Raw genomic sequence first — 24,579 nt, 5'->3', positions numbered from 1 at the left:
TCACCCCGGCCCTCTCCTTAAGAGAGAGGGAGCGGTGATTCCCTCGCCCCTTTGGGGAGAGGGTTAGGGTGAGGGGGACTTTACATTACTCTTCGCCGTTAAACCCGGCGCGGTTCAGCAGGAACTGCGACAGCATTGCCACCGGGCGACCGGTCGCACCTTTGGCTTTACCGGAGCGCCATGCGGTACCGGCGATGTCCAGATGCGCCCAGTTATACTTGCGGGTAAAGCGCGACAGGAAGCACCCGGCAGTGATTGCACCGCCAGGACGGCCGCCAATGTTCGCCATATCCGCAAAGTTAGACTCCAGTTGCTCCTGGTATTCATCACCCAGCGGTAAACGCCATGCACGGTCGCCAGCTTGTTCAGAGGCGCCGATCAGCTCATGAGCCAGCGGGTTGTGGTTCGACAACAGACCCGTGATGTGGTGACCCAGCGCAATCACGCATGCGCCGGTCAGCGTAGCGACGTCAATCACCGCTTCCGGTTCGAAGCGTTCCACGTAGGTCAGCACGTCGCACAGCACCAGGCGGCCTTCCGCGTCAGTGTTCAATACTTCTACGGTCTGGCCGGACATGGTGGTCAGCACATCGCCAGGACGGTACGCGCGCCCGCCAGGCATATTTTCACAGCCCGCCAGTACGCCAATCACGTTGATCGGCAGTTGCAATTCGGCCACCATGCGCATCACGCCATAGACTGCCGCCGCGCCGCACATGTCGTATTTCATTTCGTCCATGCCTTCGGCAGGCTTGATCGAAATACCGCCGGAGTCGAAGGTCAGGCCCTTGCCGACCAGCACAATCGGGCGTGCCTCTTCAGACGGGTTGCCTTTGTATTCGATCACCGACATCAGCGATTCATTCTGTGAGCCCTGGCCCACCGCCAGGTAAGAGTGCATGCCCAGCTCGCGCATCTGCTGCTCGCCAATCACGCGAGTGACCACATTTTTACTGTAGGTGTCCGCCAGTTGGCGCGCCTGAGAAGCCAGATAACCGGCATTACAGATGTTGGGCGGCATATTGCCCAGATCTTTCGCGGCTTTAATGCCAGCAGCAATCGCCAGACCGTGCTGGATAGCGCGCTCGCCGCTGGTCAGCTCACGGCGGGTTGGCACGTTGAACACCATTTTACGCAGCGGGCGACGCGGTTCGCTTTTGTTGGTTTTCAGTTGGTCGAAGCTGTACAGCGTTTCTTTTGCTGTCTCTACCGCCTGGCGGACTTTCCAGTAGGTATTGCGGCCTTTAACATGCAGTTCGGTCAAAAAACAGACCGCCTCCATGGAACCTGTATCATTCAGGGTGTTGATGGTTTTCTGGATCACCTGCTTGTACTGACGCTCATCCAGTTCACGCTCTTTACCGCAGCCAATCAGCAAAATCCGCTCAGAGAGGACATTCGGCACGTGATGAAGCAACAACGTTTGGCCCGGCTTGCCTTCCAGCTCGCCGCGACGCAGCAGCGCGCTGATATAGCCGTCGCTGATCTTATCGAGTTGTTCGGCAATCGGAGAGAGTCGGCGCGGTTCAAAGACACCAACAACGATGCAGGCACTCCGCTGTTTCTCCGGGCTACCGCTTTTTACACTGAACTCCATGCACTACGCTCCTGAATCTTAAAGACAACAGCGGCGGCTACGGATAGAATTGCAAGCTTTCGTAACTCATGTCCGCTGTTGCGGTGACTTCGTGTTAATCTTAATGTTACTTCGGTTTCGGCACGTCAGAATCGGGTCTTACGCACGTATCCGCTGAGTATATTAATCTTAGCGATCATTTCGACGACTCAAGAGAATAAATGACGTTTAAGCCATGAAACAAGCGATTTTCCAGGAAAAAGACTGGTTTTTACGGGCGTAATTAAAGTGATAATCATAAGATATCTGGCGCGGGAGACGCTAAAAAGCCAGCTTGCGATCCTATTCATCCTGCTTTTGATTTTCTTTTGTCAAAAACTGGTCAAGATATTAGGCGCAGCGGCAGACGGTGAGATCCCCACCAACCTCGTGCTCTCGCTGCTGGGTTTGGGCGTGCCTGAGATGGCGCAGCTTATCCTGCCATTGAGCCTGTTCCTCGGCCTGCTCATGACGCTGGGCAAACTTTATACTGAAAGTGAAATCACGGTCATGCACGCCTGTGGCCTGAGCCGTGGCGTGCTGATAAAAGCGGCGATGATTCTGGCGCTGTTTACCGGCGCTATGGCTGCGGTGAACGTGATGTGGGCTGGCCCGTGGTCATCCCGCCATCAGGATCAGGTGCTGGCGGATGCCAAAGCCAACCCCGGTATGGCCGCGCTGGCGCAGGGGCAGTTCCAGCAAGCGACGGACGGCAACTCGGTGCTGTTTATTGAAGGCGTGGAAGGCAGTACGTTCCATAACGTGTTCCTTGCGCAAATCCGCCCGAAAGGCAACGCTCGCCCGTCGGTTGTGGTGGCGGACTCCGGCCACATTACACAGCATAAAGACGGTTCGCAGGTCGTCACGCTGAATACGGGGACGCGCTTTGAAGGCACGGCGATGCTGCGCGACTTCCGCATTACCGATTTCCAGAACTATCAGGCGATTATCGGCCACCAGACCGTTACGCTGGATCCTTCCGATACCGAACAGATGGATATGCGCACGCTGTTGAGCACGGATAACCCCCGCGCCAGCGCGGAGCTGCATTGGCGTTTAACGCTGGTGTTTACGGTCTTTATGATGGCGCTGATGGTGGTCCCGCTTAGCGTGGTCAACCCGCGTCAGGGGCGCGTGCTCTCCATGCTGCCCGCCATGTTGCTGTACCTGGTTTTCTTCCTGCTGCAAACTTCGCTGCGTTCGAATGGCGCGAAAGGCAAACTGGATCCAATGATCTGGATGTGGGGTGTTAACCTTGCTTATCTGGCGCTGGCGGTGGCGTTAAACATGTGGGATACGGTGCCGATGCGCCGGGTTCGCGCCCGTTTTGCCCGTAGAGGAGCGGTATAATGCAGGCTTTTGGCGTACTTGACCGCTATATCGGTAAAACCATTTTTACCACCATCATGATGACGTTATTCATGTTGGTGTCGCTCTCCGGCATCATCAAATTTGTCGATCAGCTCAAAAAAGCCGGGCAGGGCAGTTACGATGCGCTGGGCGCGGGGCTGTATACCCTCCTCAGCGTACCGAAAGATATTCAGGTCTTCTTCCCGATGGCGGCGCTGCTTGGCGCACTGCTGGGGCTTGGCATGCTGGCCCAGCGCAGTGAACTGGTGGTGATGCAGGCCTCCGGCTTCACCCGTATGCAGGTTGCCTTGTCGGTGATGAAAACCGCCATCCCACTGGTGTTGCTGACAATGGCGATTGGCGAGTGGGTCGCGCCGCAGGGTGAGCAAATGGCGCGTAACCAGCGTGCACAGTCGATGTATGGCGGCTCACTGCTTTCTACCCAGCAAGGCTTGTGGGCAAAAGACGGTAATGACTTTGTGTATATTGAGCGCGTGAAAGGCGACGATGAACTGGGCGGCGTGAGCATTTATGTGTTCAATAATCAGCGCCGTTTACAGTCTGTGCGTTATGCGGCATCGGCGAAGTTCGATACAGAACAGAAAATCTGGCGTTTGTCGCAGGTGGATGAGTCCAACCTCACCAATCCGAAGCAGGTGACCGGTACACAGACCGTGAGCAGCACCTGGAAAACCAACCTCACGCCGGACAAACTGGGCGTCGTGGCGCTGGATCCGGATGCACTGTCTATAAGCGGTCTGCACAATTATGTGAAGTACCTGAAGTCGAGTGGTCAGGACTCCGGGCGCTACCAGCTTAATATGTGGAGCAAAATCTTCCAGCCGCTTTCCGTGGCGGTGATGATGTTGATGGCGCTGTCGTTCATCTTCGGCCCGCTGCGCAGCGTGGCGATGGGCGTGCGTGTGGTGACGGGCATCAGTTTCGGCTTTGTCTTCTACGTGCTGGACAAGATTTTCGGCCCGCTGACGCTGGTTTACGGCATTCCCCCTGTGGTGGGCGCGTTGTTGCCCAGCGCCACATTCTTCTTGATCAGCTTGTGGCTGATGATGAGAAAAAGTTAATCAGTACATCAAGAGAGGCTGCGGCCTCTCTTTTTTTGGGTGCAAGGAGTCGCGCATGTTGCAGTGGGTTACCCGTACGGTTGTTCGTTTCTCTTCTATTTTCCTCTGCGGGATGCTGAGTTCGGTTCTTACGGTGGCGGTGATTGGCGCGCAGTGGTTTGCTTCGCTGGTTGGCGACAGTGTGGTGCTGGCAGTGGAAGTGCTGGTCACGCTGCTGGCATTGGGGCTGGTCAGTTGGCTGACCCGTCGCGCGGATGCGCTGGCGCGCGCCGTGGGGACTGTCCGGCCGGGTTCGCCGGAAGAGGTGCAGGCAGACCGGGTATTATCCCGCTTTGATACCGCTGAAAAAGCGCAGGAGTTCCAGTGCCTTATATTTCTCCCGCCCGCTATCGCCGGTTTTATTCTGCTGGATGAACGCCTTTCGCTCTATGTGCACGGCGGCCTGCTGATTCTGGCCATCGCCGGGGCCTTATGGCAGAGCCACCGTCTTGAGCACCTACGCCAATTACGCGGTTATACCACTGGCTTTGGGCGTACCGTACCGTAAGTCCTTCTCAGTAAAATCTGTTCTTAACGCGCTTCTTCGCACCAGAGGCTATGCTTTTGCATACCGTTTACCCATTAGTGGAAGACTATGTCCAGATTCTTTTTCAATGACCGCAAACAATTGGTCAATGACGCCATTGAAGGTTTAGTCATCTCAGCTCCGCACGGCAACCTCGTCCGACTTGATATCGATCCTGCCATTCGCATTGTCGCCCGCGCCGACTGGGATAAAAGCCGCGTGGCGGTGATTTCCGGCGGCGGTTCCGGACATGAACCGGCGCATGCCGGATTTGTCGGCAAAGGGATGCTGACGGCCGCCGTTTGCGGCGATGTGTTTGCCTCGCCCAGCGTCGACGCTGTACTGAATGCGATTGTCGCCGTCACCGGCGATCGCGGCTGTCTGCTGATTGTGAAGAACTACACCGGAGATCGGCTGAACTTCGGCCTGGCGGCTGAAAAAGCCAAACGCTACGGCCTGAAAGTGGAGATGGTGATTGTCGCTGACGACATCGCTCTGCCAGACAATAAACAGCCGCGCGGCATCGCCGGGACGGCGCTGGTGCATAAGATTGCGGGCTACGCCGCTGAGCACGGTAAGTCGCTCAGTGAAGTGCGTGATATCGCCCGCCAGGCTTGCGACAGTGTTTACAGTCTTGGCCTGGCAATGGAGACCTGCAACCTGCCGGGAAGCGACAGCGAAGAAGAGGAGCGCATTCAGCGCGGTAAAGTCGAACTGGGGCTGGGCATTCACGGTGAGCCGGGTGCCAGCGTGGTCGATACGCATAACAGCAAGGCGCTGATTGAGACGCTGGTGCAACCGCTCAAAGCGGCGGTGGGCGACGATCGCGTGGCGGTGCTGATCAACAACCTTGGCGGCGTGTCGGCGCTGGAGATGGCGTTGCTGACCAAAGAGCTGGCGCACTCGGCGCTGAAAGATCAAATTGCTTATCTGATCGGCCCCGCGCCGCTGGTCAGCTCGCTGGATATGAAAGGTTTTTCACTGTCGCTGCTGCGCCTGAACGGCGTGTTTGAGCAAGCAATTTGCGCCGATGTGCAGACGGTTGGCTGGCAGAAGCCGGTACCGTTCGCACCGATGAAAACGCAGCCGCATAGCGCCGTCTATACCGGGCTGGAGAGTGTACCGTCAGAGAACCCGCAGGTAAGGGCGCTGGTCAGCAGCGCGGCGCAGACGCTGATTGGCCTTGAGAACCGCCTTAACGCGCTGGATGCGAAAGTCGGAGACGGCGATACCGGCTCAACGTTCGCCGAAGGGGCGCGGGAGATCGTGCACCTGCTGGAGAGCGATGCGCTGCCGCTGAACAACACGGCGCAGTTGCTGCAACTGGTTGGCGAACGGCTGGCGACAGTGATGGGCGGTTCCAGCGGCGTGCTGATGTCGATTTTCTTCACGGCCGCAGGCCAGGCGGTGCACAACGGGACAGCGTTGTCGGATGCATTATTGCTCGGTCTGAAGCAGATGAAACATTATGGCGGGGCGGATCTCGGCGATCGGACGCTGATCGATGCGCTGCAACCGGCATTAGAAGCGCTGCGTGACAGCGGGCTGGATGCCGCCGTCACCGCTGCGAAAAACGGCGCTGCCAGCACCGCCACCATGCAAAAAGCGGGTGCCGGACGCTCGTCGTACGTCAACCGTGAAAATCTCGACGGCGTGAGCGATCCGGGTGCGGTTGCGATTGCCGAGGTGTTTGCCGCCATCGCGAAGTAACCCATCCGGATGGCGTTGCAGGCCCGGTAAGCGTGAACGCCACCGGGCCATGCGCCGAATAACGCGAGCGCATTCGGCCTGTTACGCTGTTAAAAATCCGCTTTTAATACCACGCGATAACGGGCTTTGCCGTCACGCACGTGCTGCAAGGCGTCATTAATTTGCGACATCGGGAACAGTTCGGTGGTCGGTGCCACTTTGGCGCGCCCGGCAAACTTCATCAGCTTACGCAACTCAAAGGGTGTGCCGGTGGCAGAACCGGAGACGCTGCGATCGCCTGCGATCAGGGTAAACGCCGGGACTTCCAGCGGCTTCAGCACCGCACCGACGGTGTGAAAATGCCCGCCATGGGTCAGCGCTTCAAAGTAAGGTTGCCAGTTCAGATCCACATTGACGGTGTTGATGATCAGATCAAACTGGCCAGCCAGCGCTTTCAGCGCGTCTGGATCGCGGCTGTTGACCACATTGTCTGCACCCATAATGCGCACTTCCGCCTCTTTCGACGGGTTAGAGCTGAACGCGGTCACCTCGCAGCCCATGGCGTGCAGCAGTTTGATGGCGATATGCCCCAGACCGCCAATACCGATCACCCCGACGCGGCTGGTGGCGGTGATGTGATGCATCAGCAGTGGTTTAAACACGGTGATACCTCCGCACAGCAGCGGCCCGGCGGTTTCGATATCGATGCTGTCCGGCAGGGGGATCACCCATTGCCAGTCGGCGCGGATCTTATCGGCAAAGCCGCCGCGATTGAGGATCGTCGGCACAGCGCCTTCTTTACAGTTGATGTGATCGCCGTTGATACAGGCATCGCAGTGCCCGCAGCTTCTGGCTGTCCAGCCGATACCTACACGCTGACCGACTTTTAAGCCTTTGTTTTGCGCAGCGCTACCCAGCTCCACGACCCGGCCAATCACTTCATGCCCGGCAACCAGCGGGTATTGGGAGAAGCCCCATTCGTTGTCGATCATCGACAAATCGGAATGGCAGATCCCGCAATAATCCACCTGCACTTCCACATCTTCCGCCGCCAGCGGGCCTGCGTCGTATTCCTGTAACTCCAGCGCAGCGCCGGCGTGTGGCGCGGCATAACTTTTAATGATGCTCATCATGGATTCCTTCGAGTTAGAGGGGGGACGCATGAAGTGTAGGGCATCTGGCGATCCCGTGGCAGCCTGTGCGCGCGCAGATAGCCCGTTTCGCCAAAACGATGCCCGCTGATGCACCGCCACCGCCCGTTTTTTCGGATTTTCCATAGGCCTATTTCGGCCTGTCGGCTGTGCAACAGAATGTGTCCGTACCATCCTCAAAGAGATGCCGTACACACCCTACAGGAGCAACGAAAAATGGCTGAACAACCGCAAAGCACCGGCGATGCCGGGGTGGCTTTAATCAAGTCTTTTGAAGGGCTCAGGCTTGAGAAATACCGGGATGCTGTGGGTAAATGGACCATCGGATATGGTCATTTGATCCTGCCGAACGAGAGTTTCCCCAGAGCGCTAACTGAGGCGGAGGCCGACGAGTTGCTGCGTGATGATCTTGGGATCACTGAACGCAGTATTCACCGGCTGGTGACAGTGGATTTAAATCAGAACCAGTTTGATGCGCTGGTGGCCTTTACCTTTAACCTTGGTGCCGGGAATTTGCAGACGTCCACGCTGCTCAAGCTGCTGAACCAGGGAGAGTATGCTCAGGCCGCCGATCAGTTCCCGCGCTGGAACAAAGCGGGCGGCAAAGTGCTGGCCGGACTGACCCGGCGACGCGAAGCAGAACGGGCGCTGTTTTTGAAAGCGTGAACGCGAACGACGTCTCATATATGCATTGTTCATTATGCGGCCTCATACACCTTATGAGGCCGATTGATTTCCCGTCCGGTTGCCAACAGACTGAGATGGCGCTGTTTTTTTCAGCACTTAGCGGCTTATGACAAGATCGTGACTTGCATAGCTGCCCGCGGCAGGTATAATCCAACACGTTTCCGCATCCCCTTCAGTGCCGAAGTGGCGAAATCGGTAGACGCAGTTGATTCAAAATCAACCGTAGAAATACGTGCCGGTTCGAGTCCGGCCTTCGGCACCAAGTCACTAAATTCCTTACAATACAGATAGTTAGACAATAAAATCTGTCTCTTTTGCCTGTAAGAAATGCTCTGTTATGTCCCTTGAAAAAGCCGCTGTGGTTGATAGTGGTAATTGGGATGTTAACTCATAGCGGCGTGTCGTTCCAAGCGTCAAACACGTACTGACTCAACTTGAAAGCTATGACGTAGCCACCGTCTCTAAACAATCCCACCACATTCATTTGTTCCACACTTAGCGCGGTGTCCCTTAATCGCCTGTCGTGATGATACGCAGTGGATAAACGAGCAAATGTTGGGAAGCCTAACCTGTCCGGGAAAGCGGCAGGCTCTGCCGTGGTGTTCGCCGTGCCATAAACGAACGGTACTCGATAAGAGAGCGAATGAGTGACATTTCTGACGATACGCCTACGGCGCAGTTTGTTTGGATACCCAACACGGCGCTTATGGCTAGCTATTGGTTGAATTTATATCTCCGCTGTACCTGTGGGGTAATGAAAACTTTTATGGGTGTGTTGTTGGCTCACCTATCGCGGTTTACACTACCGCCCAACATTGTATCGGCGATTACGGGCATAATGCTTGTTAGAATCATGTGTAAGAGGAATTGTTATGCCGCAGAAAAAGAGTAGCTTACCACCAACTGTTGAGAGGCTTCATCGCGCCGAACCTTTGGAGTTGGACGGTCCTACCCTTTTTGAGGGGGATGCTTTAACTGTATTGCGGAGACTTCCTAGTGGTTCGGTCCGTTGTGTTGTTACTTCTCCACCTTATTGGGGATTGCGTGACTACGGGATTGATGAACAGATTGGCTTAGAAAGTAGTATGCATCAGTTCATTAATCGCCTTGTGACCATTTTCGCCGAAGTAAAACGAGTTTTAAGTGATGATGGCACCCTTTGGCTTAACATCGGGGATGGTTACACAAGCGGTAATCGCGGTTACAGAGCACCAGATAAAAAGAACCCAGCCCGAGCTATGACTGTCCGGCCAGATACGCCCGAAGGATTGAAACCGAAGGATCTTATTGGTATCCCTTGGCGGCTTGCTTTTGCCCTACAAAATGATGGTTGGTATTTACGGAGTGATATTGTATGGAACAAGCCAAATGCTATGCCTGAAAGCGTGAAGGACCGTCCCACTCGCTCCCATGAGTTCTTATTCATGCTGACAAAATCTGAGAAATATTTTTATGATTGGCAGGCTGTGAGAGAACCAAGAGACAATGGTGGGCTAAGAAACCGTCGCACTGTTTGGAATGTTAATACGAAACCCTTCACAGGGGCACACTTTGCTACATTCCCACCTGATTTAATTCGGCCATGTATCCTTGCTTCAACTGAGCCGGGTGATTTTGTGTTAGATCCTTTCTTTGGCTCGGGTACTGTGGGGGTAGTCTGCCAAGATGAAGATCGACAATATGTTGGTATTGAGTTAAACCCTGAATATGTCGAGATTGCGGTTAATCGGTTGCAGGGTGATAAAACTAATGTGATAAGGATAGCGGCAGCATGACTGTAAAAATCACTTTCCCAGAACCGAAACAGCAGGTCGATTTTGCTTTAGCTTTAAAAAGATTTCGCGGTGTTTATCTTCAAAATGCGTTGTTAGAAACTGTGCGTAATATGGATATTGTCGCCCTTGATGCACAACTTGGTGAATATGTTCCCAAGGCGGATCTGGCAACCTTAGCCACATATGGGTTACGGGCCGAGCTTTTATTCCCTGTTCCCGCAGTGTTAGAAGCAAACCCTTATCTGTTGGGCTATTATCGTTTGCTAATGGGATATAGTCAGAAAGAATTTTATGGCAGAGATAAAGGGTTTGGTGTTGGTAGTTTCAAATCAATGGAAGTGAAGGGTGTTATTGGCAAACTGGCAAAACCCAAAATACCTGAATTATGTGCCGCTTTTTGCGGGGCTGCTTCTGCCCTTTTATCTGGAGTGGGGCCGTTACGCGTGAGCCGCGAATTGTTGGATGACCTGACTCTACTCACTGTGGGGCCGCAATTAAGAGGTGGGGCTAACAATCAACGCGGCACAAATGGTATTGTGTTAGTGTTTGAGATTATTCGAGAAATTGTTGCGCACGCTACCGCAGAGGTTCGAGAAAGTGCTATTGAAGTGAACAGTGCAACAGGTCGCCCGGTTCTCATAGAATTTGCAGCGGACCCAGACATAATCATCCGTGAAGAAATGACTCATCAGCATTACCGCAATGTCGTAGCTATTGAAGTTAAAAGCGGGACAGATGTTTCAAACATCCACAACCGTATTGGCGAAGCTGAAAAGAGCCACCAAAAAGCACGTGCTAGGGGTTATACAGAGTGCTGGACTGTGATTAATGTTTCGCGGTTGGATATGGTAAAAGCTCGTAGCGAATCCCCATCCACCGACCGCTTCTATTCTTTAACTGAACTCTCATTGCGCGAAGGGGAACAGTATGAAGACTTCAAAATGCGGGTTCTTTCTTTAACAGCAATTCCATCCGCACCGATTGCAACTAAGTAATAGCGTGAATGGCAAGTTATATAATAACAAACCTTGCCAAATGTGGCCTTTGTGGGGCTGGTGCTCACGAAGATAGGCATTCGTCCCAGAAGCGTGAACACTCCCCGTCTCAAGCCGCATTCTACCGTTAGCCTATAGCTGAATCCCCGGCTTGAAAAATTGCACGCTTATGGGTGCCCCTCCCTCGACGGTTAAGGCTTCAACTTCCCCCGTGCGCCTCTCCCAGCCGAAGGCTGGGCGGGCTGTATATCGATTTGCCTTCCTCTGTGGCGTTTATGACCCTGTTTCGCGTTCTGAGCGTGAGGCTGTGGGTTAGGGTTACTCTTCCCTTTAAACGCTAAATCACTCCTGAATCTCCACTGTTAAAGCACTTTGCGTTGATGCTGGGTGCTGCTCTTGCCTGCGCTTGTATCTGTCTCGTTTGGGTATACCTGATAAAGACATAGATACGCTGTCTCATTTGACTATCTATAAAACTCTATTGACTACACATTGTTGATGTGATCTCTTATAGATCTTGCTGTGGTATTTCATTGAGACTTAGGAGGGGAAGCATGGCACACAATGTGCTTATCTATTGCCGCGCCAGTACAGCAGAGCAACACGCAGACCGGGCGCTGGGCTTGCTGCGAGAGTTCGCCAGTGATCGGGGCTGGCCTGTACGGGCGGAGTACATCGAGAACGCCAGCGGTGCGAGGCTTGCTCGCCCTGAACTAATGCGCCTGCTGGATGATGCAGAGGCCGGAGAGGTCTTACTTGTCGAGAGCATCGACAGGCTAAGCCGCCTGACGCAAAAGGAATGGGCGACACTGAAACAGAGGATTCAGGATAAGGGGCTGGTTATCGTTGCCGTTGACCTGCCAACCTCGTGGCAACTACTGAACGATACTGCATCAGAGCTTACAGAGGGCATTCTGAGAGCTGTTAACGCAATGCTGATTGATATCCTCGCTACGATGGCACGAGTGGACTACGAGACACGCAGAGCACGCCAAGCGCAGGGCATCGAGCGTGCCAAAGCCGAGGGGAAATATAACGGGAAGTCTAAGGACGAGAGCGCCCGTGAAACTGTCCGCGCTATGCTTACCGTTGGGAATAAACCAGAGCACATCATGAAAGCTGCCGGGATAAGTCGTGCGACCTTCTACCGTATCAAGCGTGAGCTGGCCGCCAGCGTTACAGAGTGACAACCTACAGCCTGATTAGGTGCCAGCACTGGCCGTTACTGGGCTGTGGGTGATGGATGACCTACAGCTTTTGTATGTATATCAGAGAGTTATGTTATACGTTATGTCGTAATGCTATGATTCATAATGCATTTTCGTATTACTTGCGGCTCTTGATGCGAAGAGATGGCGGGGCTTTAGCCGTGCCAGACGATGAGCATCAAGATCAGATTGTGAATGTGATTCATCACTGAACAATTCGGGGGATGGGGAGGGAAGGGGATCAAGAGGTAATTGGTTACGTTAAGCCGCTGGGCTGCATCCTCTCTGTTCCCTGATTTACTTATTTCAGCGTACATGTGTACACTTAACCAATTATCTAGCCTCCCCTACTTACTTATCCTCCCCTCGGGAGGTACGCGCTGCACCTCGTTTACACGTCCCGTCCGCCTGCCGGAGACAGGGCTTCGCCCCTTCTCCAGACCTCTTCCCCTGCTGCGCTTCTCGCTGTGCTCCAGCCCGCTCCATCGCCTTTGGCTCATTCCCGACCTTCGCCCGCTGTGATGCTCAGCCCTCCACGCAACCGTGCTTGCCGGGCAGGCAACGCGGCGGGGAATAAGGTAGTAATAAAACCGACAAAGACCATAATTATGCTATTTTCTATTTAAATACAATGAGTTAAGTGATGAAAAGGTTATTTGATAGCTATTTCTGATCATAACTGACTGTATTTATTAATAAATTATAAAAGCATCTACACCGGAAAGCATAACGTAAATGACCAACTTTTGAGCTTCTAATCACCCTACTCGTCGTCTCTCTGCAATGCCCGCCGTGTCTGCGTTTCACCTAAATTAATGGATGAAAGTAACTGTACTGGACAAACAGAACACCGACGCGGTCAAGCTGCGCCCAGTTCTAACTTCACCTTCAATGGAGATCTTTATATGCCAACAGACTTACGCCGCCTGCTTGACCGGGCTGCCAATGTTGCACCACTGGACACAGCAATTGCAGATGCCCAGCAACTGGTTACAGATAAGATCGTTATCCCTCATTCCAAGCTATGCCCTGTCAAACAAAGACCTGTGAAGGCAGCACTTAACACTGATTCCGGGGAGTATTTCTACAATGCAGATGGCTCCGTTATGTCCTTTCGTGAGTGGAAAGAGGCGAACGGCATTGGCCGCAAGACACACGCCCGACGCGCTGATGCTGGACTTCGTCAGGTTATCCAGCCCGGCGATGCAACACACTGCCGACACGCTGAGATTGAGCAATGGCTGGACAAGAAGCCTGCTCGTTATGTTGAACCGCTACCGCCAGATTTTCCCGGTGTTCGCGTAGACGATGCCGCATTGAAGCCGCGCGAGCACGTTATACAGGAATCAACAACCGGACAGAATGCTTTTCTCAAAGCCTGCCGCGAGTTTCTTATTTGCGATGAGAAGACCATGCGTCGTATCAGTCGGGGCATGAGTAAACTGGAAGCGATGCGCAACGCAGATTTCAAACGCTACGGATACTCAGGGGAGTTTCGTCAATTGTGGTGTGGAGAGTCGAAGCCTACCGAAGATAGATTTAATAGCTCTAATCATCATTGTGACCCGAACGGCTTGGCTGCTTCGCCGTCTGTGCCGCCACTGAATACTGCGCCGTATGAGTTCCGCCCGCTGGCTCGCTGTGACCGAAACGCACGCGTTAGCCTGCTGCCACCTGATGGGCTGGAGTGGAGGCCGGGGCAGTTGTCTGTTGCTGATGCGATCTTTTCCCGTGGTGGTGATGTGCTGGCCGTTCTTCCTACGGGTTATGGCAAAAGTGCTGCCTTCACTTACCCATTGATTTATGAGTCCCGTGCTGGCGTTGGTCTGTCTGTAATCGTTGTTCCTACTAATACCCTTAAACGCCAGATTCTCCGACAGTTGCGGGAAGCGGGCGTTCACGCAGTGGCCTTTGGCGATAAGCTACCGAAGCACCGCAACGCGCAACAACTGGCGGGGCTGGCTGCCGGGGCGTTCCGTGTTGCTGTTGTTTCGCCTGAACATCTGGTTCCGTCGAATCAGGTTTTCGCGGCGCTAATGGCCTACGGTGTTGATCGTTTTATCATCGACGAAGCGCACACCGTTAAAGACTGGGATTTTCGGCCAGCTTACGAGGCAATGCAGCACTCGCTACAACATGCCTTTCCTTCGGCTCAGCGCTGCGTGTTTACGGCTACGCTACTACGTGAAAATGAGCGCGGTTTAATGGAGTCGCTGGGATGCCGTGGCGATTACGTTACATTCCGTGCTGATGTTGCTCGCGAGAATATCCAGTTGATTCCGGTCAGGCAGTGCCGCCAGCGATACCGCGCGGCTGTTGGTCTGGTCGAGGCTCTGCCGGAGGAAGAGAAAACGCTCATTCTCGTCAATGACCTTAAGACTTTGCGGGCGTACCTGAAACTCTTAGGCGACCGGGCGCGGTCATATCACTCGAAGACGATGCACCTGAGTAACGAAGAACGTCACGCAAACGCTGAGTGGTTTGCCACTACGCCGGGCGCAATTCTGGTTGCGACTAAAGCTTTCGGACTGGGGGCTGATGTTCCCGATATCCGTAACGTTATCGTGACTTACATTCCTGATGACCTGCCTGATCTCGTTCAGATGATTGGACGAGCCGGGCGCGATGGTCAACCTGCCCGAGCGTTTCTGCTGTGGTCATCGCTGGCGCTGGACGCTGCACCTGATGAGCTTGCTTACTTTTACCGCGCTGAAAACTGCAACTGGGATTACATCTCCCGCTTCCTCTGAGTTAACTGGCTCGCCTGTTTAAATTCTTTTCTGGAGAAAATTTGTATGTCTGATGAAACCGCGCTGCATCGCGCGGGGCGTTCTGACGCCCTGATTAATGCACAACTCGCCTTTGCCCTGAACGGATATTCATTTGACGGACTGGCGTCACGCCATGTTCACGCTCTTAACCGTGAGGCCATATTGCGCCGGGTAAGCTCGCCACTACAGCGGTATTGCCTGCTGAATGATTGCGAGCCGTGGGAATGCATCGCGGCGGTGTTGAACAGATTCCGACGCCGGGAGGATGGCTCTCGCGTTTGGCCGACCTACCGCATGGCTCGGGAGATCTTTAACGGAACTGTTCACCCGGATATTAAGACGCGCGATGAGATATTCCAGTCTGTACAACGCCGTCTCTTTTTACCAAAACCAGTACACGCCGAAGTAATTCAGTATCTGCGCGTAATGGGGCTGACAGGAGTTAATCCGCATGACTAAAACCGAGTTTGAAAATGAAACGTGGCGAATGAAAGGCTTGCTTCTTGGGGCGCTAATTCGCCGCCTTGAGGAAGACAAAGCTGGTGAGTCGCGCATGGCCGCAGCGGAGTTATCCAGTGCGGTCAACTTCCTTAAGGCCAATGCCGTAGAAGCGCCGGACACGTCATTTAACCGTGTATTTGAGGATGACGAGCAATGACACCCGCAGAGTTTAGAGCATGGTTTGCAAACCTGCCGCCGAACTACCAGAGCGCAGCACGAGCCATGTATGAAAGCGCCCGCAAGACGGGAACACATAGCGCTTCCAGCCTGTTACTCATTCGCTCGCTGATTGAAGATCAAATCAATTTCGATGGAGATTTTACTCTATGAGAGTTTTAAACCTGACCGATATCCAGCGCATTAATACCCTTGTGAAGCGCGACCTTCTCAATGTGGAGGAGGTTGTCGCTGCAACCGGATTCGACCCGGTAGATGTGGACGCGGTGCTGAGAGGCGTCTATGTCGACGATCTTGCCAGCCAGTGGAAGGACGACGCCGCTATCACACTGGAGGAATACAACGCTATCCGTAAGCGCTGGAAACCGGGGCGCGGTCACTGGGACACTGCACACGCTATTGCACGCGATTTTCTAATCCGGCCTGAAACTGTATTAGCTATCGCCCATTCCCGCTTTAGCAATGCCCACACCCACCCGATGCCGAAAGCTGTTAAAGCGAAGCCTGAGACGCCGCAGACGATGCGCCGCCTGTCTGGCGCTGATCTTGACGAAGCGCACAAGCTGGAGCGCTTTGGCTGGCCTGTTGCTGAGATTGCCGGAAAGCTTGAAATTCCAGTCGAAGCGGCTGCTCAAGCGCTGCGCCTGATGCGTAATCGCTGGAGCTATCCCGATATTTTAGAAGACGTTAACACGCGATACGGGGCTAAGTGATGGCAGAGGATAACGAACCACTGCATCCCGCAGTTAACCCTGATCTCTATGTGAATCTTGATGAACAACGCGAGGGATACGCGCCGATTGAATCACGGGGCTGGGGTGTGCTGACGCAGAACCTGACCGGGGAAGGGCGAACCGACTCCAGCCAAACGCTTAACCAGAATCGAAGACAACGCCCGCGCGGCTCTGTTGGTGAACGCCGTTGGCTTCGTAGGCATGGGTTACTTTAACGAGGAATTACCATGAGCAAAACCATTGTACTGTTGCCGCCCCGAAAGAATACCGACTGGGCTGCACAATTAAAGCTGATTTCTGAATCGCTTGAGGTGAGTCAGGCAGACCTTGCCCGCGCCTATCAGGTTGACCGTCAGGATATGGGGAAAGCGTATCACGGTGTACGCAAACTGCCGGAGCGATGTGTACCTGTTCATATGCTGCTGTTAGCGCAGGTTCACGACTTTAGAGCATTATCAGGAGAATAATTTATGTCTGATCAGAATGTTAATCCGTACCTTTCCGGTGCTGATGCTGCACCTCAGCAATCGCCATACATGGCCTCACCTGTGGGCGCTGACAATGGCGCATCTCGCTTTAGCGCTGTGCCTGCTGATGCTGATTTCCTCCGTACCCAGCCCGTTAATGGCAATGATGGCGGCCAATGGAATAATGGCAACATTGCTAATCAGCAAGACCAGAACGCGGACAGCGCCGGGGCGCAGGTGGGCGATACTATCCCCCTGATGGATGGAACAGCTATTGAGTACACCGCCGAGCTACAAGGTTTAATGGGGCAGTTTCACCAGTCCATAGAAAGCCAGCTAGGGCAGGGTACAGTTGACGCTATGTTGCAATTCGCTGGCACGCTCGATGCCGGGACTCAATCAACCCTTGAACGGATGGTTATGTCTGGCGACCCTGCACAGATGCAGCGGGCGGTTCAGTATCTGCAAGAGCGTATGGCTGGCGGTTCCATTACCGGTTACGTCCCGAACGGCCAGACCGCCGCGCAACCTGTCGGAATGTCTCATGCTGAGTTTATTGCAGCGTATGACCAGCTTTCGCAGTGGGCACAGCAATCAGGGTATGGCCCCGGCCATCGTCAGTACGACGAGCAATACCGCGCTCTGGTTGCGCAGCGCTCCGCTGGCAAACGTGCTGGCCGCTAAGCAATCGCCCGTCCTGTCTTCTCCGCGTCTTAACCTTACGTTTTAAAGCCTGAATCGCGTTGTACATCGCCAGATGTGCATTCGTACACCTGCGCCTGTAAAACGCGAAATTACCTCTCAAACACCACACATAAACCCACTTTGCATTGAGATCTGACAATGACCTTACTGACACCTGAAAACGTGGCAGCGGCTAGGGCTGCCCGTAGTGCGAGGATTGAACACTGGAAAGCCAACGCCAGCCAGCTTAAACAGGACTTTGCTGACGAAGCGCACTGGCGGCGGCTCGCCTCACTCTACGGCGTGCGTATGCCCTCGGCGTATGTTCCCGGCTCTGAGCTGCGATTGTTGCGCAGGGCGGCCAAACGCGCGGGCATCTCTGGTGCTGATATGCGCGATGCTTTTGGTGGGGGCGTTGCGCACCTGCACGAGCTTAATCCCCGCTGGCCTGCTTTCGCGCTTATCGGCCTGATTCTTGAGGTAGCTGCTGAAAAAGCTGCTGCCTGACCCGTCACATTCTCTTTTCCCATTTCTATAAATCGCGCTGGCTATCGCTGGCGCGGGAGCTATTCCTATGACTGACAATGTTTATACCCCTGATCAATTCCGCCCGCACTGGGGCGGTGTAGATGCTGACAACGACATTCACATTGAAGCGTATGACCGGGACGTTCAGACCCGTCTTGAGGCAAAGAGCGTCTTTCTGGCCGAGGGGTTGAGCACATACAAGCCGCTGAAAGCCAGCAACCAATACCGCATTGATCGCCTGAGTGGTGATCTTGAGGTGAAGGGCAGAACCGCAGGGCAATCGCTGGAGCCTACCGCTGTTAAGTCGGACAAGCTGATTATCTCTGTGGATACGCTGAGTTATATCCGCATCCCGATTGATTATCAGGATGACTGGACTGCACCCACCTTTCGCGCAGAGCTGAGCCGCAATATCGGCACTGCGCACGCTAAGTTCTACGACGAAGCGCATACCATCCAGTTAATCAAAGCGACTGACTTTGTACCGCCGCCGACACTGCAACCAACGTTTAACCCGCTTACGGATAACGTTGTCTCGCTCGACCTGACAGCGGGGAGCGCAGAGGACGCCGCAAACGAATTGGTTCACGCCGTCAAAGCGGCTGCTAATCGCTTCCTCACTGAGAAAGATATTCCGGTGGCCGAGCTGGTGCTTCTCATTGACCCTGCATGGTTCAGCATCCTGATGGAACATAAGAAGCTGATGAACGTCCGTTACAGCCGGGATAGTGGCAACGATTACGCATGGCGGCGCATCGGTTACGTGGCCGGGGTGAGAGTCATTGAGCTGAACAGCTACCCACAAGAGGCCATCACCGGGCATGAACTGGGCGCTGATTATGACGTTACCGCAGAGGAAGCGCTAACGCGGGCGACCCTGTTCCGGCCTGCATCTGTACTGGTGACAGTCGAAGCCCAAAGTATCACTAATCGCCAGTGGGATGATGAGCGCGAAATGACGATGGTGATGGACTCATATCGCCTGTTCAACGTTGGGCTGCGTCGCCCTGACTGCGTTATCAATTTCCGACAAGCTGTGTAACCGGAGGGGCTGAGTCATGGTTAATGATGCTTACGCCCCTGAGCTGTTGCGATCCCTTTTCCTGTATGACCCGGTGACAGGTCGCCTGCACCATAAAGCTAACCGACGCCGGGTTAAGGCTGGCTCCTATGCTGACTCCACCCGGCGAGCTGATGGCTATCGTCAAGTTGCCCTGCGACTCGATGGTAAACAGTATCAGCTTAAAGCCCATCGCGTGGTTTGGATTCTGGAGCATGGCTCTATTCCTGATGGTCTGCAAGTTGACCACATCAACGGTATCCGTGATGACAATCGCCTATGCAATCTGCGCTTGGTTACGCAGCGGGAAAACGACCAGAACCGACGCAAGGCAAGGGGGTGTAGCTGGAATAAGGGTTGTAGCAAATGGGAGGCTTACATACGCGTTGATGGTGTACTCCTTCACCTTGGCTTATTTACTACCGAAGCGGCGGCGCGTGCTGCCTATCTAAAAGCTAAAGCTAGATACCATCCCTCAACACCAGCCGATTTATTGCAGGTTGCCTAACCCTCGGAGGTTCCATTAATGACCGATGAAAAGCCAATTAAACCGCTGGCACGTGATGACCCACGCTGCCAGCGTTACGCCGAACTTTTGAAGCAGGCTGGCAGTATGATCATTCCCCGATTGCGTCCGGGCGATGCTAACAGTGTGATGAGCCAGCTTGCGACGATGCTCGGCGCACCTGTTCCGGTAGTCGGTGCTATGACGGAGCACGCCGCTGCATGGCGTGCCTGCCTGCTGGAGCAAGGGCTTGGCGATCTTCTGGATGGTATTAATAAGCAGGTGCTGACGGTCTTCTTTCTGCTCTGCTGGAGAGACAGCGCCTTACGAATGGCAGCTAAGCAAAAGGCACGGCTTACAGCGGCCAGCGAGGGTTTGACCATTGAGCAATACCGGGCAATGCACCCGGCTTACAGAGAGGATAAAGAAGATGATAACCACAATTAAATTAAGGTGGCGGTACATCGAGCCGCCGCCAATGACTGGCACACTTGCTGACCTGAAACAGTGGGTAATAGATACCGGAGAGCCTGAGCTTGAAGCTGAGTTTCGTAAGCTGCTGGGGCTAATGCGCCGCAATGGTATCAGTGACGAATGCGTTAATGCGTTGGCCGATGAGCTTTATGCTTTGGTACGCCAGCGCCAGTGCGAAGAATATGAAGCCTGCAAGCGGGCTTCATCTGACAATGGAGACTTTGAATCATGGTTACACGGACAGACCAGCTATTAAGAAAAGCTATGCGGGGCTATCTGGAACACCTTGGCAATATGCCACTGGCGGAACGGATTACAAACGCTGCTGCATTCGAAGATGTTTATCGCTCTCTGTTGAATGGTTCCGGGCGGCTGGAGCTGCGCCGCGCTGACGTGGCCGCTGTCCGTGTCTTCCTTTGGAATTATCAATACCGACGCTGTGCGGTGACAGGTAAGCCGCTGCGCCTTGCTTCTGCCGTGCTGGATCACTGCCACCGAACCGGGCGCGTGCGTGCTGTGGTTCATCGCTCTGCTAATGCGGCTGAGGGTGGGCGTTACATTGGGCGGACGTGTGGTGTTAGCGCTACGAATTTAAGGGCTATGATTGGCAGCTATCGCAAGCAATACACTGGTATTGGCGTGTTATATCCATAACTGCGGGGTAATAAAACCCCGCCGAAAAGTAGCGTAGCCACTCAAACAGGAATATTGTAGTAATGACAAATTGCATTAGTTAGTAGAGCTGGTGCAGCAGATGCCGCAATATTCAGCGTTCCCGCATATGCTTTACCAATCATATCACCAAGCCAACCTCCAAGTTTTCCGCCTAAATTATCCATAGTGGTAGGCACTGGAGATTCTTGTATAGCTTGATGAAGTGTTGTTATGTCTGCTTCTGAAACGCCCCACTCTTTTAGTTGTTTCTCCAGCGAATTAAAATCTCCTACTGTAATGGAGTTATTCTGGTTGATGTCCCCAGTATTCCCAGCACCAATACTGCCTGCATTATTAACTGCGCCATTAAAAATATTAGTATTGTTAACCGTCATAGGAGCTACCTCTTTTTCTGCCTGAGTGAACAATAACCCCTCACCCATAATCCCCTGTTTTTCTAATTCAAGTGACCAGTCAAGAATTTTGTTTCTTACAGTTGTGACTATGTGGGAACATTTTCCAGAACTAAAGAACCAGCATGTTTCAGGCCTTGAATCTTGGTTGTGATATAGCATTTCAGCCATTTCTAGTGGGATAGGGAGCCTTATATTTCCTTTTGTTCCCTCTGCTCGTATCATTGAGGCTATAGATTCCGTAAGTGTATAAGTAGTAAATTTACGCATAATTTTTGCGCTTATATTACCAAGATCAACTGGAATCCAGCCGTTAAAAGGGTTGTAGGCTTTTAACTGACCGTGCCCCGTCCTATATTCCGGGGCTGATGCAATCGTAGGATAGCCATTCAATTCATGCTCAATCCATCCTTTAACATCTTCCAGACCAAGCTTGACAGCTATCATTTTAGCTTTCATTAAAAGAGCAACAATATCAGTGTCGGGATCGCTTGCAAGAGCTTGAAGTTCAAGAACTGGTGAGTTAGCCATTTCAAGTCCTTAATGGTGTTTTGATAAGATATCTTACCCCTATCAAATTGCGCAGTCTAAGGTTGGTCGGTCAAACTCACCTGTACGTTATTTGCTTATTTCATCATTTGTGATTTGCTCGACATACTTCCTCGTCTCTACCGGGGAAGCTGCATTTTTTGAATATGTCTTAAAGCTTTCCGTACTTCCGCGCTCATGGCCGACCAGTAGCGCGATTCTATCCTCTGGCACTTGGGCGCGGTCGAGCTGTTGCACAAATGCATGGCGGAGTGAATGAAACACTTTTTTCTCTGCGGCAGGCTCGCCAAGAGCCTTACGCTTTGCCCGTGTGAATTGCTGCGTATGCCACGTTGAGCGCTTCCCATCCGCCCGGTCTGTAATTGACGCGTGATAGAACAGAAAGCCATTATGCGTGGTTTTGAGCAATGATTTCACGAGAGGGATTAGTTTGCTGTGTATTGGGACGATTCGCGCTGCGCTCTTGGTTTTCCCCTCGGTGATCTCAAAGCACAATACACCCTCGATAGTTTTAATGCTGCTTTCACGTAGCGTACATATCTCATTGATCCGCATACCGCTGTATGCACCAATAGCCGTTACCGCCTTCATCTCATCATCAAGCAAGGCATAGACCTTTGCCAGCTCTCCCGGTGCGAAGACTTCATAGCTGATCTTGCTGCTTTTTGCTTCGAGCGCATGGCCGCGCCAAGGATTGTCCTGTGGTGCATCGTGATAGCGATTGCGTGCCAGATCCCAAATCTGCGCCAGTGCGCTTATATAGTTCTGGATGGTTTGAGGCGCTCGCTCAGTTTTGAGCTTATCTAACCAGCCTGTAACTATGGTTCGGTTAATGTCCCGCAACTGAACATCTTTCTTTTTCAGGTGGGTTAACAACACCTCTACGGCTTTGTTGGTCTTGGAAAGCGTGGTTAGCTTTCTCTTCTCGCTGTATTGGAGAAGATACAGATCGCGCATTTTGAGTAGGGAAGGGCAAGCCTGAATCGACGTACCAAATGGCGCTGGGGTCTCCTTGGCGTACACACTGACACGGCGTAGCTCATCAATGATTTGATCGACGGATGAGCCGCCTTGCGGCTTTAGCAGATTCCGTAAGCGAGTCCATTCCAGAGCAATAGCATCTCGAAACAAACGCGCTTGACGTATGTCGCGTGTCCCTGTGCTTTTCATAAAGTAGCGCTTCCCTTGGAAAAGGTGGCGCATGTAGCTGGGAATAGCTATCCGCACGAGGTAATTCCCACAGGGATCTAAAACTAGATAACGATCTCTCTTGAAACTCATACAAACCCCGGTTATGTTGTCGGGGCTTTTTCATGGCTAAACAGTCTGTGAAATGTGCCGGGGTTATGAGCTTTAGTCTAGCTAGTTCAACGAGTTAACGATGCTTGTTGAAGTAAGTTAAGCCGCCTAAACCCGTGCCGGTTCGAGTCCGGCCTTCGGCACCATCGGAACATCAATAGACGTCAACGGACGTCTTTTTTTGTGCCTGAAATCCAGTATACGCAAGGCTTTCCTCGCTTTTTCACTCAACCTAAGTCAACCTGATTCAATCTACATCAACTTACTGATGTGGGTACAACTGCGGGTATATCCCGGTTCGATAATGTTTGTACCCACACAGAACCCTTGAAAGGATACTCATCATGGCTCTGAGTGATGTGAAGGTTCGTTCGGCAAAGCCTGAAGCAAAAGCCTACAAACTGACTGACGGTGATGGCATGGTTTTGCTGGTTCACCCTAACGGCTCCAAATACTGGCGACTGCGTTATCGCTTCGGTGGTAAAGAGAAGATGCTGGCGCTGGGGAAATACCCTGAAGTGTCGTTGGCGGATGCTCGGGCACGCCGGGATGAAGCCCGTAAGCTGTTAGCTAATGGTGTCGATCCCAGTGAGAACAAGAAAGCCGTTAAGGTAGAGCAGGAGCAAGAGGCGATAACGTTTGAAGTGGTAGCCAGAGACTGGCATGCCAGTAATCAGAAGTGGTCGGCAGCGCATAGTGCTCGTGTATTGAAAAGCCTCGAAGACAATTTATTTGCTTCAGTTGGGAAGCGAAATATCAAAGATATTGGTACTCGTGACTTACTGGTTCCAATTAAAGCAGTGGAAAAGTCAGGACGCCTTGAAGTGGCTGCGCGTCTTCAACAGCGAACAACGGCAATAATGCGCTTTGCAGTACAGAACGGCTTAATTGATTACAATCCTGCACAAGAGATCGCTGGTGCGATCGCAACAGCTAAACGAAAGCATCGCGCTGCGCTAGATCTCAACCGCATTCCTGAGTTACTTCATCGTATTGATCATTACTCCGGCAGGCCGTTAACCCGATTGGCTGTTGAACTCACTTTGTTGGTTTTTATCCGTTCAAGCGAGCTGCGTTTTGCCCGCTGGTCAGAAGTAGATTTTGATACTGCCATGTGGACAATCCCATGTGAGCGTGAACCGCTGGAAGGCGTTAAACATTCTCAGCGTGGTTCAAAGATGCGGACTCCCCATCTTGTTCCTTTGTCGCGGCAGGCTCTGGCTATTTTGGAAAAGATCAAAAGCATGAATGGGAACCGAGAGCTGATCTTCGTCGGCGATCACGATCCGCGTAAGCCGATGAGTGAGAACACGGTTAACAAGGCTTTGCGTGTGATGGGCTACGATACGAAGGTTGAGGTTTGCGGGCATGGTTTCAGGACTATGGCATGTAGTTCATTGATCGAATCGGGATTGTGGTCAAGGGATGCGGTAGAACGGCAGATGAGTCACCAGGAGCGTAACTCTGTACGAGCAGCTTATATCCACAAGGCGGAGCATCTGGGAGAGAGGAGGCTTATGTTGCAGTGGTGGGCTGATTATCTGGATGCCAATCGGGAGAAGGGAGTTAGTCCGTTTGATTTTGCTAAATTGAATTGAGACTGACTTTCATATTGTTAGGGGGCATTTGGTAAGCATTTTTGCCCA

General features: G+C 53.0%; 27 protein-coding genes and 1 tRNA gene. 24 read left to right on the top strand and 4 right to left on the bottom strand.

What is annotated here, in order from left to right; translation table 11 throughout:
- Nucleotides 1-85: 85 nt before the first annotated feature.
- Nucleotides 86-1,597 (bottom strand): leucyl aminopeptidase, encoded by a 1,512-nt coding sequence (pepA, locus tag O9K67_RS21845; protein WP_061498167.1) that lies wholly within the window; start codon nucleotides 1,595-1,597, stop codon nucleotides 86-88.
- Nucleotides 1,598-1,750: 153 nt separating this feature from the next.
- On the opposite strand from pepA, the gene O9K67_RS21840 reads away from it, so the two are divergent.
- From O9K67_RS21840 to O9K67_RS21820, 5 genes are all read left to right on the top strand, one after another.
- Nucleotides 1,751-1,801, top strand: coding sequence for a hypothetical protein (locus O9K67_RS21840; RefSeq protein ID WP_216848985.1), 51 nt, complete (start codon nucleotides 1,751-1,753; stop codon nucleotides 1,799-1,801).
- Between the two features lie 63 nt (nucleotides 1,802-1,864).
- On the top strand, nucleotides 1,865-2,965 hold the full coding sequence (gene lptF / locus O9K67_RS21835; protein ID WP_061498164.1) for an LPS export ABC transporter permease LptF: 1,101 nt from the start codon (nucleotides 1,865-1,867) through the stop codon (nucleotides 2,963-2,965).
- Nucleotides 2,965-4,047, top strand: a complete 1,083-nt coding sequence (gene lptG, locus O9K67_RS21830; RefSeq protein WP_061498162.1) for an LPS export ABC transporter permease LptG — start codon at nucleotides 2,965-2,967, stop codon at nucleotides 4,045-4,047. Before lptF ends, lptG begins: the two co-directional genes overlap by 1 nt.
- A gap of 55 nt (nucleotides 4,048-4,102) precedes the next feature.
- The gene (locus tag O9K67_RS21825; protein WP_061498160.1) at nucleotides 4,103-4,594 is read left to right on the top strand and encodes a hypothetical protein; all 492 of its coding nucleotides are present in this window, start codon (nucleotides 4,103-4,105) and stop codon (nucleotides 4,592-4,594) included.
- 87 nt (nucleotides 4,595-4,681) lie between these two features.
- A complete protein-coding gene (locus O9K67_RS21820) occupies nucleotides 4,682-6,322 on the top strand; it encodes a dihydroxyacetone kinase subunit DhaK (RefSeq protein ID WP_061498157.1) in 1,641 nt (546 codons plus the stop codon).
- A gap of 89 nt (nucleotides 6,323-6,411) precedes the next feature.
- Here the strand turns inward: O9K67_RS21820 and ahr are convergent, their stop codons facing one another.
- Nucleotides 6,412-7,431, bottom strand: coding sequence for an NADPH-dependent aldehyde reductase Ahr (gene ahr, locus O9K67_RS21815; RefSeq protein ID WP_061498152.1), 1,020 nt, complete (start codon nucleotides 7,429-7,431; stop codon nucleotides 6,412-6,414).
- 237 nt (nucleotides 7,432-7,668) lie between these two features.
- Between ahr and O9K67_RS21810 the strand changes: the two genes are divergently transcribed.
- From O9K67_RS21810 to O9K67_RS21725, 18 genes are all read left to right on the top strand, one after another.
- On the top strand, nucleotides 7,669-8,118 hold the full coding sequence (locus O9K67_RS21810) for a lysozyme (protein WP_061498149.1): 450 nt from the start codon (nucleotides 7,669-7,671) through the stop codon (nucleotides 8,116-8,118).
- A 198-nt stretch (nucleotides 8,119-8,316) separates the two neighbouring features.
- Nucleotides 8,317-8,401, top strand: a tRNA-Leu gene (locus O9K67_RS21805).
- 610 nt (nucleotides 8,402-9,011) lie between these two features.
- A complete protein-coding gene (locus O9K67_RS21800) occupies nucleotides 9,012-9,914 on the top strand; it encodes a DNA-methyltransferase (RefSeq protein ID WP_061498145.1) in 903 nt (300 codons plus the stop codon).
- The gene (locus O9K67_RS21795; RefSeq protein WP_061498142.1) at nucleotides 9,911-10,909 is read left to right on the top strand and encodes an XcyI family restriction endonuclease; all 999 of its coding nucleotides are present in this window, start codon (nucleotides 9,911-9,913) and stop codon (nucleotides 10,907-10,909) included. The genes O9K67_RS21800 and O9K67_RS21795 overlap by 4 nt, the downstream gene beginning before the upstream one ends.
- A gap of 554 nt (nucleotides 10,910-11,463) precedes the next feature.
- Entirely contained in the window at nucleotides 11,464-12,096 is a 633-nt protein-coding gene (locus O9K67_RS21790; protein WP_061498139.1) for a recombinase family protein, read from the top strand.
- Nucleotides 12,097-13,022: 926 nt separating this feature from the next.
- Nucleotides 13,023-14,867 (top strand): DEAD/DEAH box helicase, encoded by a 1,845-nt coding sequence (locus O9K67_RS21785; protein WP_038878490.1) that lies wholly within the window; start codon nucleotides 13,023-13,025, stop codon nucleotides 14,865-14,867.
- Between the two features lie 45 nt (nucleotides 14,868-14,912).
- Nucleotides 14,913-15,347, top strand: a complete 435-nt coding sequence (locus tag O9K67_RS21780) for a hypothetical protein (protein WP_007870669.1) — start codon at nucleotides 14,913-14,915, stop codon at nucleotides 15,345-15,347.
- Nucleotides 15,340-15,546: a hypothetical protein gene (locus O9K67_RS21775; RefSeq protein WP_000167710.1), complete on the top strand. Its 207-nt coding sequence runs from the start codon at nucleotides 15,340-15,342 to the stop codon at nucleotides 15,544-15,546. Before O9K67_RS21780 ends, O9K67_RS21775 begins: the two co-directional genes overlap by 8 nt.
- Nucleotides 15,543-15,719 (top strand): hypothetical protein, encoded by a 177-nt coding sequence (locus O9K67_RS21770; protein WP_168733723.1) that lies wholly within the window; start codon nucleotides 15,543-15,545, stop codon nucleotides 15,717-15,719. The genes O9K67_RS21775 and O9K67_RS21770 overlap by 4 nt, the downstream gene beginning before the upstream one ends.
- Nucleotides 15,716-16,279 carry a hypothetical protein gene (locus O9K67_RS21765; protein ID WP_061498136.1) on the top strand — a complete coding sequence of 188 codons (564 nt, stop codon included), beginning with the start codon at nucleotides 15,716-15,718 and terminating at the stop codon, nucleotides 16,277-16,279. The genes O9K67_RS21770 and O9K67_RS21765 overlap by 4 nt, the downstream gene beginning before the upstream one ends.
- A 248-nt stretch (nucleotides 16,280-16,527) precedes the next feature.
- The gene (locus O9K67_RS21760) at nucleotides 16,528-16,767 is read left to right on the top strand and encodes a hypothetical protein (protein WP_000047583.1); all 240 of its coding nucleotides are present in this window, start codon (nucleotides 16,528-16,530) and stop codon (nucleotides 16,765-16,767) included.
- 3 nt (nucleotides 16,768-16,770) lie between these two features.
- A complete protein-coding gene (locus tag O9K67_RS21755; RefSeq protein WP_061498130.1) occupies nucleotides 16,771-17,451 on the top strand; it encodes a hypothetical protein in 681 nt (226 codons plus the stop codon).
- Between the two features lie 159 nt (nucleotides 17,452-17,610).
- Entirely contained in the window at nucleotides 17,611-17,958 is a 348-nt protein-coding gene (locus O9K67_RS21750; protein ID WP_061498126.1) for a hypothetical protein, read from the top strand.
- A gap of 67 nt (nucleotides 17,959-18,025) precedes the next feature.
- Nucleotides 18,026-19,021, top strand: coding sequence for a hypothetical protein (locus O9K67_RS21745; protein ID WP_061498123.1), 996 nt, complete (start codon nucleotides 18,026-18,028; stop codon nucleotides 19,019-19,021).
- Nucleotides 19,022-19,037: 16 nt separating this feature from the next.
- Nucleotides 19,038-19,547: an HNH endonuclease signature motif containing protein gene (locus O9K67_RS21740; protein WP_061498120.1), complete on the top strand. Its 510-nt coding sequence runs from the start codon at nucleotides 19,038-19,040 to the stop codon at nucleotides 19,545-19,547.
- Between the two features lie 18 nt (nucleotides 19,548-19,565).
- Nucleotides 19,566-19,991, top strand: a complete 426-nt coding sequence (locus tag O9K67_RS21735) for a hypothetical protein (protein WP_061498116.1) — start codon at nucleotides 19,566-19,568, stop codon at nucleotides 19,989-19,991.
- A complete protein-coding gene (locus tag O9K67_RS21730; RefSeq protein WP_061498114.1) occupies nucleotides 19,975-20,274 on the top strand; it encodes a hypothetical protein in 300 nt (99 codons plus the stop codon). Before O9K67_RS21735 ends, O9K67_RS21730 begins: the two co-directional genes overlap by 17 nt.
- Entirely contained in the window at nucleotides 20,247-20,672 is a 426-nt protein-coding gene (locus O9K67_RS21725) for an endonuclease domain-containing protein (RefSeq protein ID WP_061498111.1), read from the top strand. Before O9K67_RS21730 ends, O9K67_RS21725 begins: the two co-directional genes overlap by 28 nt.
- 41 nt (nucleotides 20,673-20,713) lie before the next feature.
- Here O9K67_RS21725 and O9K67_RS21720 read toward each other — a convergent pair whose 3' ends face one another.
- Both O9K67_RS21720 and O9K67_RS21715 read right to left on the bottom strand, forming a co-directional pair.
- Complete coding sequence (locus tag O9K67_RS21720) at nucleotides 20,714-21,616, bottom strand: AbiTii domain-containing protein (protein ID WP_061498108.1); 903 nt, start codon at nucleotides 21,614-21,616, stop codon at nucleotides 20,714-20,716.
- A gap of 87 nt (nucleotides 21,617-21,703) precedes the next feature.
- Entirely contained in the window at nucleotides 21,704-22,915 is a 1,212-nt protein-coding gene (locus tag O9K67_RS21715; protein WP_061498105.1) for a site-specific integrase, read from the bottom strand.
- Nucleotides 22,916-23,277: 362 nt separating this feature from the next.
- On the opposite strand from O9K67_RS21715, the gene O9K67_RS21710 reads away from it, so the two are divergent.
- On the top strand, nucleotides 23,278-24,531 hold the full coding sequence (locus O9K67_RS21710; protein WP_061498101.1) for a tyrosine-type recombinase/integrase: 1,254 nt from the start codon (nucleotides 23,278-23,280) through the stop codon (nucleotides 24,529-24,531).
- Nucleotides 24,532-24,579: the final 48 nt, after the last annotated feature.

Source organism: Kosakonia oryzendophytica (genome assembly GCF_027886705.1).
Classification (GTDB): domain Bacteria; phylum Pseudomonadota; class Gammaproteobacteria; order Enterobacterales; family Enterobacteriaceae; genus Kosakonia; species Kosakonia oryzendophytica.
This window is presented reverse-complemented; position numbering and strand designations above follow the sequence as displayed.